15 protein-coding genes are annotated in these 14972 nt (G+C 69.0%); 1 reads left to right on the forward strand and 14 read right to left on the reverse strand.

Going from position 1 to position 14972, the window contains the following annotated elements; translation table 11 throughout:
* Positions 1-3: 3 nt before the first annotated feature.
* Genes ABIA71_RS20255 through ABIA71_RS20310 form a run of 12 tightly spaced genes read right to left on the reverse strand, consistent with a single transcriptional unit; the run spans position 4 to position 10939 of the window.
* Positions 4-2346, reverse strand: coding sequence for an MMPL family transporter (locus ABIA71_RS20255; RefSeq protein ID WP_354287702.1), 2343 nt, complete (start codon positions 2344-2346; stop codon positions 4-6).
* Positions 2339-2965 (reverse strand): outer membrane lipoprotein carrier protein LolA, encoded by a 627-nt coding sequence (locus tag ABIA71_RS20260; protein WP_354287704.1) that lies wholly within the window; start codon positions 2963-2965, stop codon positions 2339-2341. Before ABIA71_RS20260 ends, ABIA71_RS20255 begins: the two co-directional genes overlap by 8 nt.
* Positions 2962-3384, reverse strand: coding sequence for an acyl-CoA thioesterase (locus ABIA71_RS20265; protein WP_354287706.1), 423 nt, complete (start codon positions 3382-3384; stop codon positions 2962-2964). The genes ABIA71_RS20260 and ABIA71_RS20265 overlap by 4 nt, the downstream gene beginning before the upstream one ends.
* Positions 3371-4918, reverse strand: coding sequence for an HAL/PAL/TAL family ammonia-lyase (locus ABIA71_RS20270; protein WP_354287708.1), 1548 nt, complete (start codon positions 4916-4918; stop codon positions 3371-3373). Before ABIA71_RS20270 ends, ABIA71_RS20265 begins: the two co-directional genes overlap by 14 nt.
* On the reverse strand, positions 4908-5855 hold the full coding sequence (locus ABIA71_RS20275) for a lysophospholipid acyltransferase family protein (RefSeq protein WP_354287709.1): 948 nt from the start codon (positions 5853-5855) through the stop codon (positions 4908-4910). The genes ABIA71_RS20270 and ABIA71_RS20275 overlap by 11 nt, the downstream gene beginning before the upstream one ends.
* Complete coding sequence (locus tag ABIA71_RS20280; RefSeq protein WP_354287710.1) at positions 5852-6640, reverse strand: glycosyltransferase family 2 protein; 789 nt, start codon at positions 6638-6640, stop codon at positions 5852-5854. The genes ABIA71_RS20275 and ABIA71_RS20280 overlap by 4 nt, the downstream gene beginning before the upstream one ends.
* Entirely contained in the window at positions 6633-8318 is a 1686-nt protein-coding gene (locus tag ABIA71_RS20285) for an ApeI family dehydratase (RefSeq protein ID WP_354287712.1), read from the reverse strand. Before ABIA71_RS20285 ends, ABIA71_RS20280 begins: the two co-directional genes overlap by 8 nt.
* On the reverse strand, positions 8311-8862 hold the full coding sequence (locus ABIA71_RS20290) for a COG4648 family protein (protein WP_128096723.1): 552 nt from the start codon (positions 8860-8862) through the stop codon (positions 8311-8313). Before ABIA71_RS20290 ends, ABIA71_RS20285 begins: the two co-directional genes overlap by 8 nt.
* Positions 8863-8884: 22 nt before the next feature.
* Positions 8885-9142 carry an acyl carrier protein gene (locus tag ABIA71_RS20295; protein ID WP_038685533.1) on the reverse strand — a complete coding sequence of 86 codons (258 nt, stop codon included), beginning with the start codon at positions 9140-9142 and terminating at the stop codon, positions 8885-8887.
* Between the two features lie 19 nt (positions 9143-9161).
* Positions 9162-9422, reverse strand: a complete 261-nt coding sequence (locus ABIA71_RS20300; protein ID WP_128096722.1) for a phosphopantetheine-binding protein — start codon at positions 9420-9422, stop codon at positions 9162-9164.
* Positions 9409-10212, reverse strand: a complete 804-nt coding sequence (locus ABIA71_RS20305; RefSeq protein WP_354287715.1) for a lysophospholipid acyltransferase family protein — start codon at positions 10210-10212, stop codon at positions 9409-9411. Before ABIA71_RS20305 ends, ABIA71_RS20300 begins: the two co-directional genes overlap by 14 nt.
* Entirely contained in the window at positions 10205-10939 is a 735-nt protein-coding gene (locus ABIA71_RS20310) for a beta-ketoacyl synthase chain length factor (protein WP_354287716.1), read from the reverse strand. Before ABIA71_RS20310 ends, ABIA71_RS20305 begins: the two co-directional genes overlap by 8 nt.
* Before the next feature lie 105 nt (positions 10940-11044).
* Between ABIA71_RS20310 and ABIA71_RS20315 the strand changes: the two genes are divergently transcribed.
* Positions 11045-12067 carry a chorismate transformation FkbO/Hyg5 family protein gene (locus ABIA71_RS20315; RefSeq protein ID WP_354287718.1) on the forward strand — a complete coding sequence of 341 codons (1023 nt, stop codon included), beginning with the start codon at positions 11045-11047 and terminating at the stop codon, positions 12065-12067.
* A gap of 74 nt (positions 12068-12141) precedes the next feature.
* Here ABIA71_RS20315 and cydB read toward each other — a convergent pair whose 3' ends face one another.
* Positions 12142-13155 (reverse strand): cytochrome d ubiquinol oxidase subunit II, encoded by a 1014-nt coding sequence (gene cydB / locus ABIA71_RS20320; RefSeq protein WP_038685523.1) that lies wholly within the window; start codon positions 13153-13155, stop codon positions 12142-12144.
* Position 13156: 1 nt separating this feature from the next.
* The gene (locus ABIA71_RS20325) at positions 13157-14554 is read right to left on the reverse strand and encodes a cytochrome ubiquinol oxidase subunit I (RefSeq protein ID WP_354287720.1); all 1398 of its coding nucleotides are present in this window, start codon (positions 14552-14554) and stop codon (positions 13157-13159) included.
* Between the last annotated feature and the right edge of the window lie 418 nt (positions 14555-14972).

The raw sequence follows: 14972 nt of genomic DNA on the forward strand, positions 1-14972 counted from the left end.
TGCTCAGTGCGGTGCGTCGTGCGGTGGTGGGCGGAACAGCGGCGAGATGATCCACACCAGGCCGATGCCGAACAGCAGGGTCAGGCCGAACGCACGCAGCGCCGGCGTGGCCGACAGGCCCAGCAGGCCGAACGACAGCCAGGTACTGGCCGCGCCCACGCACACCGCCAGCCACGCACTGGCATCGCCGCGGTGTTCGATCAGGAAGATGCCGTAATCGATGCCCATGCCCAGCAGCAGCATCAGCGCCAGCACGTTGAACAGCTGCAGCGGCTGGCCGAACAGGCCCAGCAGGGCCAGGGTCAGCGCGCCGGCCACCAGGGTCGGGGCAAACACGCGCCAGGCCTGCGCGCGGTAGCGCCAGTACAGCACGGCAAACACCAGCACGATGCCCACCAGCAGCAACCCGCTCATCAACTTGCGGTAGTGCTTGAGCAGCGAGGAGAAATCGGCGGTGCGGTCGACCCAGCGTACGCCGTCGATACCCTTGGCCTGGGTTTCGAGCAGGGTCAACGCATCGGCGCGCGACAGGTCATCGACCATCACCACGGTGGCCAGGCCCGCGCCGACCTTGCCCAGCCACAGGTGGTGGAACGGCATCGCCGCCGGGGAGGCCAGGAAGGCATCGGCGTCCAGGTCGCGACCGGCATAGTCCGGGCGTGACAGGGTCTCCCCCACCGCCTGGCCGACCTTGCCCAGCACCTGCGGCTCGACCTTGGCGGTAAGCGCGGCATCGGCGTGCTGGCGCTGCACCGAGGGCAGCCACTCGCTGATCGCGCGGTACCCGCCGATCTGCTTGTTGGCCGCGAGCACGCGCAGGCGGTCGATCAGCGCCTCCTCGCGTTGCAGCACCTGTTCGGCGGTGTCGCCCTGCACCAGGTAGAACTGCGCCGGGCTGGGCATGCCCAGCATCTGGCTGATGCGGATCTGCTGGTCGATCAGGCTCTTGGGCGAAGACTGCAGGCTGCGCAGGTCGTCGTTGCTGTCCAGCCGGGCAATGCCCACGGCCGAGAGCAGCGCCGCCACGCCCAGGAAAATCGCGGCCTTGCGCCCGTGCAGGCGCGGCCAGCGCTCCAGCGTGCCGCCCAGCCAGCGCGAGAAACCGGTGGTGCGGATCTCGCCGCCGTCCAGCCACGGGAACCAGAAGATCACGGTGAGGAAGGCGGCGGCCAGGCCGACCACCGAGAACAGCGCCATCTGGCGCAGCCCCGGGAACGGTGCCAGGCCCAACGCCAGGTAGGCCAGCGCGCTGGTCAGCAGCGCCAGCCACAGGCCGGGCAGCAGGTGCCGCAGCAGGCGCCAGCGGCGGTCGGCCGGCTCGGCCTGGCGCGAGGCGAACCAGTGGATACCGTAGTCCTCGGCCACGCCGACCAGCGACGCGCCGAACACCAGGGTGAGCACGTGCACCTTGCCGAACACCAGCACCGTGACCGCCAGGGCCACGCCGCAGCCGATCAGCAGCGAAGCCGCCACCAGCAGGATCGGGCGCAGCGAACGGAACGCCAGCCACACCAGCAGCAGCACCGCTGCCAGCGAGCCCCAGCCGATCGTGTTGATTTCCCAGTTGGCCTGCACCGCCGCCGCTTCGGCGTGCAGCGGTACGCCGGCGCGCAGCACCTCCAGGCCGGGCGCGTGCGTGCCGGCCACCGCGGCGGCCTGGTCCAGCAGCACGTCGATGTGGCGTTCGCCATCGAGCTGGAACGCCGAACCCACGGTGTCGTACTGCACGATCGACCAGTGCTTGCCGTCGGCCTCGAGCAGACCGTCATCGCCCATCTGCAGGCCCGAGCCCAGCGCGCGTTCCTGCCACCACTGCGGCCACAGCGACAGCGGGTCCTGGCGCCATTCGGTCAGCCGCGGTGCGCCCATCGGGCCGTACAGGGCCGCCAGCGCGGCGTCGGCCAGGCCATCCACCGGCTCGGACTGCAGCCTTTGGCGTTGCTCACTGGTGAGCAGGCGGTCGCGGTACGGCGCGTAGAACGCACGCGCCTGTTCGAACCAGCCTTCGATGGAGCCGCTTTCCTGCAGCAGCGCCTTGCCTTCGGGCGTCTGCAGCGCGCTGCGGAAGGCGGCTTCGGCTGCCTTGGTCTGCGCGGCATCGCGGCTGCCCAGCAGCACCACGATCTGGCGCGCGTTGGCGTCGGCGATGCGCCGGGTGACGTCGGACAGCAGGCGATCGTGTGCGTCCTGCGGCAACAACGCCAGGATGTCGGTATCGATCCGCGATTCGCTCTTCCACAGCTGCCACTGCTGCACGCCCAGGCCAAGCAGCACCAGCAGCCACAGCACGGCCAGCCAGCGCCAGATGCGCTGCAGGCGGCCGTTCGAATTCAGTGCGTCATTCAAACTTGCCGCCCTCTTCCGCACTCAACGCGGCCGGCGTTTCGCTCATGCCGGTGAAGTGGATGCGGGTGACATCCTGGTTGGCCTCGGTGATCTCCACCTCGCGCACGTAACGGTCGCCCTGCAGCTTCAGCCCGGTGAACACCTTGCCCAGCATCGCCGAGCGCGGGCTCAGCTGCATGCTCCAGCCGTTGTTCGGCCGGGCCTCCACCTTCACCGTGAACTGGGCCGACAACGCCTGTGCGTCGCCGCTCATCAGCGCGAACATGATCGCGTTGACCGAGCGCATCGCCGGCTGCTGGCGGCCGTCCAGCTCGACCCGGCTGCTGCCGTCGCGCTGGCGGCTGAGGATGCGGTCACGGGTGACCACCACTTCGGACGGGAACGGCTTGAGCGTGGTCCAGACCACGCCGTGGTCCTGGGCCAGCACGAAGCGCCCCTGCGAACGCAGCGGGTTCTTGAAACCGGCCACCTGCTTTTCCTGGCTGAACTCCCCGCGCAGCACGCCCACCTTGGCCACGCGTTGCTTGACCAGATCCACATCGGCCGCGGGGGCGGCAAGCACCGGCGCGGCCACGACCAACAACACCAGCACGACCAGCGTGCGCAGCAGAGCGTTCATTGCACTTCCACTCCCAGACGGTCCCACAGCACGCGCGGGCACAGGTACAGCATTTCATTGGTGGCCGCGTCGACCGCCACCTGGATGGTGTGGGCGCGGGTCAGCACCTGGCCACTGTCGGCATCGAGGATCTCGTAGGCGATCTTCAGCCGGTTTTCCCATTCGGTGATGGTGGCGCGCACGCGCAGCGCCTGCCCGTACAGCAGCGGCCGGATGTACTTCACCCGCGCGTCCACCACCGGCCAGATGTAGCCGGATTCACGCATCTGCGGGTAGTCGTAGTCGTACTTCTGCAGCAGCGCACAGCGGGCGACTTCGAAGTACTTGAAGTAGTTGCCGTGCCACACCACGTGCATCGGATCGCAGTCGTGGAAGGTGGGCGACAGGCGCACCTCCAGGCTCAGGTCAGGGCTGGTCATACAGGCTCCAGCGCTGGCCACGGATTTCATCGAGCAGCGCGCGCAGCTCGCCGTCCAGCGCGCGGTCTTCCTCGACCAGCGCGATGCGCGCGCACAGGTCCTGGTACATCGCGTCCAGCTCGCCGTGCAGGATCGCCTTCATGCCTACCCGCTGGCGCAGCGCCACGCCCTGGCGGGCGGTGATCAGCAGCGCGGCAACCACCTGCTCGGTCAGTTCGATCACGCGCAGGCAGTCGCGCGCGGCGATGGTGCCCATGCTGACCTTGTCCTGGTTGTGGCACTCGGTGGAACGCGAGAACACCGAAGCCGGCATGGTCTGCTTGAGCGCCTCGGCGGTCCACGCCGACACGCTGATCTGCAGCGCCTTCAGCCCGTGGTTGATCGCCGCGCGCTCACCGGTGGCCGCCGACAGGTTGGCCGGCAGGCCGTGGTTGTAGCGCGCGTCCACCACCAGTGCCATCTGCCGATCGAGCAGGTCGGCCAGGTTGGCGATGGTGTTCTTCAGCGCGTCCATCGCAAAGGCGATGTGGCCGCCATAGAAGTGGCCGCCATGCAGGATGCGCTCGCCGTCGGCGTCGATCAGCGGGTTGTCGTTGGCGCTGTTGAGTTCGGTTTCGATCAGCTGGCGCATCAACGGCAGGGCGTCCTGCACCACGCCGATCACGTGCGGGGCGCAGCGCAGCGAGTAGCGGTCCTGCAGGCGCTGTTCGTTGCGCGGCGGACGGTCGCTGTGCAGGTCCTGGCGCAGGCGCGCGGCGATCTGCATCTGGCCGGGGTGCGGCTTGGCGGCGAACAGCATTTCATCGAAATGGTGCGCGTTGCCGTCGCTGGCCAGCACGTTGAACGCGGTCAGGCGGGTGGCCAGCCGGGTCAGGTAGTCGGCGCGGTCATAGGCCAGGCAGGCCAGCGCGGTCATCACCGCGGTACCGTTCATGATCGCCAGGCCTTCCTTGGGGCGCAGTCGCAGCGGGGTCATGCCGATCTCGGCCAGCACCTCGGCGGCCGGGCGGCGCGCGCCCCGGTACATCACCTCGCGCTCGCCACACAACACCGCGGCTACGTAGGACAGCGGGGTAAGGTCGCCACTGGCGCCGACCGAGCCTTCGGCCGGGATCAGCGGCAGCACGTCATGGCGCAGCAGCGTGGCCAGCCCGTCCAGCAGCGGATGGCTGACCCCGGACATGCCGCGCACCAGCGAAGCCAGGCGCGCGGCGATCACCGCGCGGGTCTCCTGCGGGTCCAGGAACCGGCCCAGGCCGCAGCCGTGGTAGGTGAACAGGTGGTGCGGCAGTTCGGCCACCAGCGCCGGCGGAATGTTCACCGTGCACGAGTCGCCGTAGCCGGTGGTCACCCCGTAGATGACACCGTCCTCGCGCAGCAGGCGGTCGAGGAAATCGGCCCCCTTCTGGATGCGCGCCTGGAAGGCCGGGTCATCGCTGACCACGGCCTGGGCCTGGCGCTGCGACAGCGCGACCACGTCTTCGATGGTCAGCGGCGCATCGCCGAAACGGATATCGGGTGACTTACTTGCCATGAGATGCCTGATCCCAGAAGGGGAAGAAATTGAACCAGTCCAAGGGTGCCTGGGTGACCTGAACTTCCAGCCACCGGGCGAAATGTTCGGCCTGCGCGGTCAGCGCGGCGTCACGCGAGCCGCGTGGCAGCACGATGCGGTCGCTGAAATGTTCGAACCGCACGCGGTAACCGTCGCCGTCGTGCAGGCAGGCCATGGTGTACACCGGGCAGGCCAGCGCCGAGGCCAGCACGTAGGCGCCGATCGGGAACTGCGCCACGTGGCCCAGGAACGGCGCCGGCACGGTGCGCCCGCCGCGCAGCGGCACGCGGTCGCCGACGATGGCCACGAAGCCGCCGTCGTTGACCCGCCGCTGCAGTTCCACCGCGGTGGCCGGGCCCATGTCGGTGACCTGCATCAGCTCCACCGACGCCAACGGGTCCAGCCGCTGCATCAGCCGGTTGAAGCGTTGCGCGTGCGCGGTGTGCACCAGCACGGTAATGCGGAAACCCGGCACCTGTTCGGCCAGCACCTGGCACAGTTCCAGGCAGCCGATGTGCGCGGTGAGGATCAACCCGCCCTCGCGGCGCGCGATCTTTTCCAGCATGAGGTCGCGCTGCAGGCGGATCTGGTTGGGTGGGTAGCGGCCGCCCAGGCCGAGCAGCTTGTCCAGCAGGGTGTCGGCGAACAGCGCGAAGTGTTTCAGGCTGGTCCAGCGCCCGGGCACGCCGCCCAGCACGCCGGTGTGCGCCTGCAGCCGCTGCAGGTACTGCAGCGACGACTGCCGCGCCACGCGGTTGCCCAGCCAATGGCACAACACCACCGGATACACGCACAGGCGGAACGGCCAACGCCCGAACCAGCGGTGCACCCAGCACAGGAACAGCACCCCGGCGGCCGAGGTGGTCTCGCCCAGGTCGGCCCAGTGCGGCGCGTTGGCCGGTGCCGGTGCGGTCATGCGCGTGGCGCTCCGGCGATCCGCCGCCACAGCAGGCGCGGCGCGCGCCACAGCATGCCGAAGAACAGCCGGGTGTGCATGCGGCTGATGCGCACGTTGTCGCGCCACACATCGAAGTGCGACACGCCATCGCTGGGATAGGTCACCCGGGTGGGCAGGCTGATCACCGGCACGTCGCGCCAGAACAGCCGCACCAGGATCTCGCTGTCGAAGTCCATGCGCCGGCCGATGGTTTCCTGCCCCACCAGCGCCGTCACCGGCGCCAGCGGGTACAGCCGGAAGCCGCACATCGAATCGCGGATCTGCAGCGACAGCGTGTTGATCCACACCCAGATGTGGGTGGCGTAGCGGCCGTACAGACGCGCCTTGGGCACGCTGTCGTCGTAGGCCGGAATGCCGCAGATCACCGCGTCGGGGTGCTGCCGTGACAAGGCCACGAAGCGCGGGATGTCGCTCGGGTCATGCTGGCCGTCGGCGTCGATCTGCAACACGTGGCTGTGGCCACGACGCGCCGCCTCGGCAAACCCGGCCAGCATCGCCCCGCCCTTGCCCTGGTTCACCGGCAGGCGCAGCAGCGTGACCTGTGCGGGGTGGTCGGCCGCGAGGGCCTCCAGCGCCTGTGCGCACCCGGGGTGTGAGCCGTCATCCACCAGCAGGCACGGCAGCCCGCTGGCCAGCACGCCGCGCACGACCGCGCCGATCGCATGCTCGTGGTCGTAGACCGGAATCACCACCAGCGGCGCGAACGCCGCCGCCGGAGGACCCGCGCGCAGGGTCTCAGACATCGCCGAACACCACCCGGCCACTGGCATGCACGCCGTGGTCGGAGACATAGCGGAAGCTCAACACCGACTTGGCTGCGTCCCAGCCCAGGGTGAGCTGCAGGCAATCGCCGGGGCGCGCCACATGCTGGAATTTCAGCGCGTCCATGCGCTCGAAGCGCGGCGGCATGGCGAAGACGTGGCGGGCATAGTGAATGGCCCAATCCAGCTGGACCACGCCGGGAAGGATCTTCGCCTGCGGGAAATGCCCGTCGAAAGCGATCAGGTCGGCGTCCAGCGGCAACAGCAACGCCGCGGTATCGGTCTCGCGCTGCTGCCATTGGACCGCCGGGAACTGCGGCCGGAACAGCGCGGCCAGCGCGGCGAAGGTGACCTTGCCCTGTGCATTCAACGGCAGCGTGTCGACGAAGCGCCAGCGCCGCGGCCGGGTCACTGCATCGTGGCTGCTGGCCAGGTGCGCGCCCAGCGCCTGCGCGTGCCGGCGCCGCTGGGCGTCGTCCCAGCCGGCCACGTCGGCCTGCTGCGGTACCACCACGGCGGCCAGTTGTTCGCGCGCGCCCGGCAGCACCAGCACGCGCACGTCCTGCACCGCCGGATGCGCGCGCAGCTGCTGTTCCAGTGCGTCCAGCGACACCCGGCGTTCTTCGATCTTGACGATGCGGTCGGCCCGCCCGAGCAGGCGGAAGCTGCGCCCGGCGTCGGCCTCCACGCGGTCCTGGGTCTGCCACCAGTCGGTGGTGTCCAGGTGTGGCGAGGACACCGCCAGGCAGCCGTCCTGGATGCGCCAGGCCACGCCGGGCAACGGGTGCCACTGCGGCTGCTCGGCACTCCACTGCCGCCAGGCGATGCCGCCGGTTTCGCTGCTGCCGAATACCTCGGTGGGGGCCACGCCAAGTAATGCCCGCGCCTGCAGCGCGGCGTCTTCGGGCAGCGGACCGCCCGAGGAAAACACCGCGCGCAACGGGCCCTGCAGCGAGGACCAGTCCAGTTGTTCGGGCAGGCGCTTGAGGTGGGCCGGGGTGGCTACCAGGACCGACGGCTGCCGCGCCAGCGCACTGACCAGGTCTTCATGGAAGAACCGGCGCGGCTGGATGGGACGACCGGCGGCCAGCGGCCACAGCACGCGGAACAACAGGCCATAGATATGCTGGTGCGAGACCGTGCCGTGCACCTGCGTGCCTTCCAGCTGGTCGCCGAAGGCGGCCTGCAGCGCATCCACTTCGCGCGTGAGCTGGCGCATGCGCTTGACGATCGCGCTCGGCGCGCCGGTGCTGCCGGAGGTGAACACCACCAGCTCCAGCTGGTCTTCGTCCAGCGGCAGCAGGTCGCCCGCGACGTCGGCGTCGGCAGCGGGCTGCAGCGGGGCGTGGTGCGCGGGCACGTCACCGGCAAACCCATCTACGCGCGGGCGCAGCTCATCCAGGGTGGTCGGCAGGTTGTCGCCGCCCAGGAACACCCGCTTGCCGGCGTGCCAGGCCCCCAGCAGCGCGGCAGCGAAGGCCAGGGTGTCGTCGAAGTACAGCGCCCAGTCGCGTCCTGGCGCACCGGCGAACGCCCGCTGCCAGCGCAGCACCTGTTCGCGGAACTCGGGGTGCGACACCGGGCCATGGTCGGCTTCGCCCACGATCCGACCGGGCCGTGGCGACACCGCCAGCCGGTCCAATGCGATCCAGTCAACCATGCGCGTGCGCCGCCTTCACCCGTCGCCGCACCAGCCACTCGCCACCAAACAAAGCACCCATCATCACGTACGCCAACAATCCGTTGTACAGCGCCCAGACCTGGTTGGACGCCCACAGCGCCGTGATCAGGGCCAGACTTCCGTTGAAGACAAAAAAGCCGCACCACACCCAGGTGACGCGGCGGGTATAGATCACCGCGAACGGTGGCAGGTCCGGTTCACCCAGCCGGGCCAGGCGTTCCACGGCGCTGGGCGGGAACCGCAGGCTGGTGGCGAAGATCACCAGCATCACCGCGTTCACCAGTGCCGGGTACAGCTTCAGCGGCAGCGCCTGGTTGAAGGCGGTGGCGACCAGGGCCAGCACGCCGGTGCCGAGCGCGGCCACCCACCACACCGGCTGGCGGGTGGTGAGCGCGCGCAGCGCGGCCAGCCCGAACAGCAGCAGCGACAGCCAGCGCGGCTCGAACCGGCCCAGCGACAGGTACACCACCAGCGGGTATGCCAGCGACAGCAACGCAAACGCCGCGACGCGCACCCGGACCATGGTCAGTGTCCTGCGGCCGCCGTCAGGCGGCTGCTTGACCGGGCAGCAGCCCGTGCACCACGTCGACGATGTCCTGCACGGTGCGCACGGCCTTGAAGGCCTCCGGCTGCAGGTTGCGGCCCAGCAAGGGCTTGAGCTGCACGATCAGGTCGACCGCGTCGATGCTGTCGATGTCCAGGTCGTCGTACAGACGGGCCTGGGGCGTGATGCGCGCCGGTTCGATCTCAAAGCTGTCCTTGAGGATCTTGACGATGCGATCGAAAAGTTCGTTCTTGGTCATGGCAAATCCTGACGCGCCGTTACGACGACTGGCGTGCGGCGACAAACTCGCCCAGGGCACGCACGCTGGAGAAATGGCGACGGGTCTCTTCCGAATCCGCAGACAGGCTGACACCGTACTTTTTCTGCAGGGCCAAACCAAGTTCGAGTGCGTCAATCGAATCCAACCCCAGCCCCTCCACGAACAAGGGGGCCACCGGGTCGATGTCTTCGGGAGTGATGTCTTCCAGCGACAGCGATGAAATGATCAATTCCTTGATCTCGTGCTCAAGTGCCTGCACGGCTTGGTTCTCCAGCGAAGTCAAAGTAATGGGCAAGATGATCGGTCACGCGCCGGGCCGCCAAGGCATCCCCCCTGGGCGTGTCGCCGGCCACCGCCAGGAACGGGGCGATCGGGAGATCTTCCCCGACTTCCAGCTGAACGTGAAAACGCCGTGATGGCACACGATACCATTTCTGGCCCTTGGTCAGGGTAAGCGGGGTACAGGTGATCCTGACCGGGGTAATGTCCAGGCCGCCGCGCACGGCGATGTTGGCCGCCCCGCGCTGCAGGCGCAGCGGCTGGCCGGGCACGGTCCGGGTGCCCTCGGGGAAGATGACCAGGGTGCCGCCGGCCTTCACGGCGGCGATGCAGTCGTCGATCAGCCCCGCGCCGTCGTCGTTGGACACATACCCGGCCGCCCGCACCGGGCCGCGCATGAACGGGTTGCAGGCCACGGCCCGCTTGACCACGCAGTCGGCATTGGGCAGCTGGGCGATCAGCAGCACCACGTCGATCAGGGTCGGGTGGTTGGCCAGGATCAGCAGCCCGTTGCGCTGCAGGCGCTCGGCCCCGCGGATTTCATAGGTCATCACGCCCAGCCGGTGCATCAGGCCCACATGGCTGGCGAAGCTGAGCTGGACCAGCCGGCGCGCCAGCGTGCGCCGCCGGACCGGGTTGCGGACCAGGAACAGCAACGGGAACAGCACCCCGCCCAGCAGCAGCCCGCCGATGCCGAACACGGCAAAGCTGAGCCCGGTGCCGAACACCCGCCAGGCATGGTTGAGACGGCCCGGCCGGCGCTCAGCCATGGCGGTGCCAGGTCCACTGCTGGCCGTCGGCGGCCAGCGTCAGGGCTGGATCGCCCGCCAACAGGAAGCGCAGCGCATCCAGCCCGTGCGGCAGTGCGCCGGCGGGGCTGTCGGCCCCGGCCGCGCCCCAGCCCAGCGAGAGCCGGGTGCCGGGACGATCGGCCCGGGCCAGCCGCCAGCACCAGGCGTAATAAGGATCGGGCTCGTCGGCGAACCCGGCATACACCGGCGGCAAGGGCGATTCATACACGATCACCCGCACCTCGGCGGCGCCATCGGCCAGCAGGCCGTAGGCCTCCAGGCAGGCGGCCTCGACCGTGGCGCGGCCGGCGGCCAGGGCCAGGTAATTGCCGCGGTGGCCGCGGGCGATCGAATACAGCGCGGCCACCGCGTTGTGCACGGACAGGCCAAACGCGGTCGGGGACATGCCGTGGTCGGCACCCAGGCTGTCGAGCAGTTCCATCGAACGCGCCACGTCGCCATGGCGCGAGGCGAACACCAGCGGCACCTGGCCGGCGTCGTCGGGTTGCTCACACCAGCAGGCGGCCTGGATGGCCATGCGCCCCAGCCGCTCGATGCGTCGCCGCTGCATGGCCGGCACCTCGGCCAGCGCCGGGGTGTCATCGCCCTGCGGCAACGCGGGGGCCTGTGCCCAGGCCTGCCAGTGTTCTTTCGAGGTCAGTCCCGGTGCCCAGGCCGACCAATCCACCACGGAGAACTCGATCATTCACGCCAACATGTTGATAGGCACCAAGGCATCGCAGCGCACCGCCGTAAAAAGGAGCGCACGCTATCATGACACCCTTGGCACTGGCAGCTTTCACAATCTGAAATGAGCAGCACGATCCACGACGCAACGGCCCCGGCGGTCGCTTTCCCTCCAGGTGCAGCGGTGTTCAGCGCCGGCTACCTGCCGGCGGCGCTGCGCGAGGCGGCCCTGGCCGACCCGTGCACCCTGGCGGTGTTCGGGTTTGGCGCGCCCGCGCCCTCCCCGGGCAACGATCCGCGCTGGCTGCAGGTGCCCCTGGCCGAGCATGGCCCGGCGCAGGTGGAGGTGTGGCGGGGGTCGACGCCGGTGCAGTCGGGCGTCACCGACGGCGTGCGCTGGTCGCACAACGCCGCGCTGCTGTTCGGGGTGCTGGAGATCGACGAAGCCGAGGGCGACATCGAGACGGCCGCCGCCGACGCCTATGCGCGGATGAGCAGCTTCCTGGCGCACTGCGGGTTCCCGCACCTGCTGCGGACCTGGAACTACCTGGACGCGGTGACCGAAGGCGACGGCGACCAGGAGCGCTACCGGCGCTTCTGCGTGGGCCGGGTGCGCGGGCTGCGCGAGCTGGACGAAGCGGCCCTGCCGGCCGCGACCTGCATCGGCCGCTTCGACGGGCACCGCCGCCTGCAGGTGTACTGGCTGGCCGGCCGCGAACCCGGCCTGCCCCTGGAAAACCCGCGCCAGGTCAGCGCGTTCCGCTACCCGCGCCAGTACGGCCCGCAGTCGCCCAGTTTTTCGCGGGCGCTGCTGGCGCCGGCGGCCACCGGGCTGCCGTTGCTGCAATCGGGCACGGCGGCGATCGTGGGCCATGTGTCCCAGCACACCGGTGCCGTGGAAGAACAGCTGCGCGAAACGCTGACCAACCTGCAGAGCCTGGTGGATGCCGCCCGGCGACAGCGGCCGTCGCTGGCCGCCCGGCTCGGCGCCGAGTCGGTACTGAAAGTGTATGTGCGGCGCGCCGAGGACATGCCGGCGGTGGCCGCGCAGATGGCCGCATTACCCGGCCCACCGGCCTACGTGGTGCTGCATGCCGAAGTCTGCCGCGCCGAACTGCTGGTCGAAATCGAAGGCCTGCACGCGTAGAGCGGGGCTGTGCCCCGCTGCCCCGTTACCCCGCTGCCGGGCAGAGCCCGGCACTACGGTTGCGGTCGTGCCCCTCAGTGATACCCCGTGTCTGCCCGTACCTTGCCGCGGAACACCCGGTACGACCAGGCCGTATAGCCCAGGATCACCGGCAGCAGCACCACCAGCCCGACCAGACTGAAGCCCAGTGACGACGCCGGGGCGGCCGCCTCCCACAGTGTCATGCTCGGAGGCAGCAGGTAGGGCCACATGCCCAGCACCAGCCCGATGAAGCCCAGGATGAACAACGCCAGGGTCAGCAGGAACGGCGGCAGGTCGCGGCGCGGGTGCATCGCACTGCGCCACAGCGCCACCGCCACGCCCAGCGTCAGCAGCGGCACCGGCGACAACCACCAGAAGTTGCCATCGCTGAACCAGCGCGCCATCAGGCGCGAATCCAGGAACGGCAGCCAGGTGCTCACCAAGCCCATGAACACGATCACCGCCACCACCAGCGGCCGCGTCAGCGTGCGCGCGAACGCCTGCTCACGGCCCTCGGTCTTCAGGATCAACCAGGTGCTGCCCAGCAGCGCGTAGCCGAAGACCACCGCTGCACCGGTCAGCATCGAGAACGGACTGAACCAGCTGAACGCCCCACCGGCATAACGGCCATCCACGATCTGCAGGCCTTCCACCAGCGCCCCAAGAATGACCCCCTGCGCGAACGCGGCCAGCAGCGAGCCCAGCCCGAACGCCACGCTCCACAACCGCCGCGAGCGGTGCGCCTTGAAGCGGAATTCAAACGCCACCCCTCGGAACACCAGCGCCACCACCAGCAGCAGCACCGGCAGGTACAGCGCCGAGAGCAGCGCCGCGTAGGCCTTGGGGAAGGCCGCCATCAGCCCGGCCCCGCCCAACACCAGCCAGGTTTCGTTGCCGTCCCAGATCGGCGCGGCGGTGTTCATCATGATGTCCAGCTGTTCCTCGTCCTCGGCCATCGGCGCCAGGATGCCGATGCCCAGCACGAAACCGTCCAGCACCACGTACATCAGCACGCCAAAGCCGATCACCGCAAACCATGCCACCGGCAGCCAGGTTGTCATCTCCATGTCAGCGCTCCTCCAGCGGTTCGTCGGCACCGGACAGCGGCCGCGCCGGGGTATGGCTGCCCGCATCCAGCGCCGGCGCCGGTTCGTGCGGCTTGGGCCCGGTGCGGATGATCTTCACCAGGTACCAGATGCCCCAGCCGAACACGAACGCATAGCCCGCGATGTAGACGCCCAGCGACAACGCGGTCATCCACGCACTCTGCGGGCCCACCGCGTCGGCAGTGCGCAGCACCCCGTACACCACCCACGGCTGGCGCCCCATCTCGGTCACGAACCAGCCCGATACCAGCGCGATGAAGCCGCTGGGCAGCATCCAGTTCCAGCCGCGCACCAGCCACCGCGACTGCAGCAGCTTGCCGCGCCACCACTGGAACGCCGACACCCAGGCCAGCAGCAGCATCAGCGTGCCCAGCCCGACCATGATCCGGAAGGCGAAGAACACCGGCACCACCGGCGGCCGTTCGCTGGCCGGTACGGAGGTGAGCGGATCGAACGTGCCCTCCAGCGAATGGGTCAGGATCAGGCTGCCCAGGCGGGGAATGGCGATCTCGTAGTCGTTGCGCTCGGCTTTCTCGTTGGGCACCGCGAATACCACCAGCGGCACGCCTTCACCCTGCCCCTCGGAATGCCAGTGCGCTTCCATCGCGGCAATCTTCATCGGCTGGTGCTTGAGCGTGTTCAAGCCATGCATGTCGCCCACGAAGATCTGCACCGGCACCGTCAACGCGGCGAACGCCACGGCCGCCAGCAGCATCGTGCGCCCGGCTTCCACATGCGTTCCCTTGCGCAGGTACCAGGCCCCCACGCCACCGATCACGAAGCAGGTGGTGATGAACGAGCCCAGCGCCATGTGCGCCAGCCGGTACGGGAAGGAGGGGTTGAACACCACCTGCCACCAGTTCTGCGGGTGCACGATGCCGTCGATCAGCGCGTAGCCCGCCGGGGTCTGCAGCCAGCTGTTGGACGACAGGATCCAGAACGTGGAGAACAGCGTGCCCAGCGCCACCATGCAGGTGGAGAAGAAATGCAGCCGCGGCGACACGCGGCCCCAGCCGAACATCATCACGCCGAGGAAGCTGGCCTCCAGGAAGAATGCGGTGAGCACTTCATAGGTGAGCAGCGGCCCGATCACGCTGCCGGCCACCTCGCTCAGCCGCGGCCAGTTGGTGCCGAACTGGAAGGCCATGACGATGCCGCTGACCACGCCCATGCCGAAGGACACCGCGAAGATCTTCTGCCAGAAGAAATACAGCTCGCGCCAGACCGGGTTTCCGGTGCGCAGCCAGCGTGACTCCACGAAGGCCAGCCAACTGGCCGTACCGATCGTGAAGGCGGGAAACAGCACATGGAAACTGATGACGAACCCGAACTGGATCCGCGACAACAACAACGCGTCCACGTGACGCCTCCGGCAGGTTTTCTGGAATCCGCACCAGTCTGGGCTTGTATTGGTTAAAGGCACATGCGACCCGGTGACGCGCTGCTTCACTTTGTCGCAGGTGGAGCCCGGTCCTGGGTTGGTGCTTGATTCAGCGGGCAGGGTCCTTCGCTCAGGGCTACTGCGAGCGTGAGGGCCCCGCAGCGCCCGGTAGGCCCCTGGTGCAAATATCCCCCGGCCGCGTCGCGGCCTCCTCCTTTACTTTGCCCAGAGGCCTACCGGCCGCTACGGGGCTCGGCTTGCGGTAAGCAGGTAGAAGAAGCCAAGCCTGTTTGGCGCTGGTTGGTGGGTCGGGCGCTGGGGTCCCATACCCTTGGAGGCGAAGTAAAGGGGGAGGGGGCGGCCGCAGGCCGACGCCGGAGGACATTCGCCGGAAAGG

The sequence above is a fragment of the Stenotrophomonas sp. 2619 genome (genome assembly GCF_040548725.1).
GTDB classification, from domain to species: domain Bacteria; phylum Pseudomonadota; class Gammaproteobacteria; order Xanthomonadales; family Xanthomonadaceae; genus Stenotrophomonas; species Stenotrophomonas maltophilia_AP.

Bases quoted from the DNA above. Each gene is read 5' to 3' on its own strand.
- ABIA71_RS20260 (WP_354287704.1), bottom strand. From the start codon at position 2,965: ATGAACGCTCTGCTGCGCACGCTGGTCGTGCTGGTGTTGTTGGTCGTG.
- ABIA71_RS20265 (WP_354287706.1), bottom strand. From the start codon at position 3,384: ATGACCAGCCCTGACCTGAGCCTGGAGGTGCGCCTGTCGCCCACCTTC.
- ABIA71_RS20270 (WP_354287708.1), bottom strand. From the start codon at position 4,918: ATGGCAAGTAAGTCACCCGATATCCGTTTCGGCGATGCGCCGCTGACC.
- ABIA71_RS20275 (WP_354287709.1), bottom strand. From the start codon at position 5,855: ATGACCGCACCGGCACCGGCCAACGCGCCGCACTGGGCCGACCTGGGC.
- ABIA71_RS20280 (WP_354287710.1), bottom strand. From the start codon at position 6,640: ATGTCTGAGACCCTGCGCGCGGGTCCTCCGGCGGCGGCGTTCGCGCCG.
- ABIA71_RS20285 (WP_354287712.1), bottom strand. From the start codon at position 8,318: ATGGTTGACTGGATCGCATTGGACCGGCTGGCGGTGTCGCCACGGCCC.
- ABIA71_RS20290 (WP_128096723.1), bottom strand. From the start codon at position 8,862: ATGGTCCGGGTGCGCGTCGCGGCGTTTGCGTTGCTGTCGCTGGCATAC.
- ABIA71_RS20295 (WP_038685533.1), bottom strand. From the start codon at position 9,142: ATGACCAAGAACGAACTTTTCGATCGCATCGTCAAGATCCTCAAGGAC.
- ABIA71_RS20305 (WP_354287715.1), bottom strand. From the start codon at position 10,212: ATGGCTGAGCGCCGGCCGGGCCGTCTCAACCATGCCTGGCGGGTGTTC.
- ABIA71_RS20310 (WP_354287716.1), bottom strand. From the start codon at position 10,939: ATGATCGAGTTCTCCGTGGTGGATTGGTCGGCCTGGGCACCGGGACTG.
- ABIA71_RS20315 (WP_354287718.1), top strand. From the start codon at position 11,045: ATGAGCAGCACGATCCACGACGCAACGGCCCCGGCGGTCGCTTTCCCT.
- cydB (WP_038685523.1), bottom strand. From the start codon at position 13,155: ATGGAGATGACAACCTGGCTGCCGGTGGCATGGTTTGCGGTGATCGGC.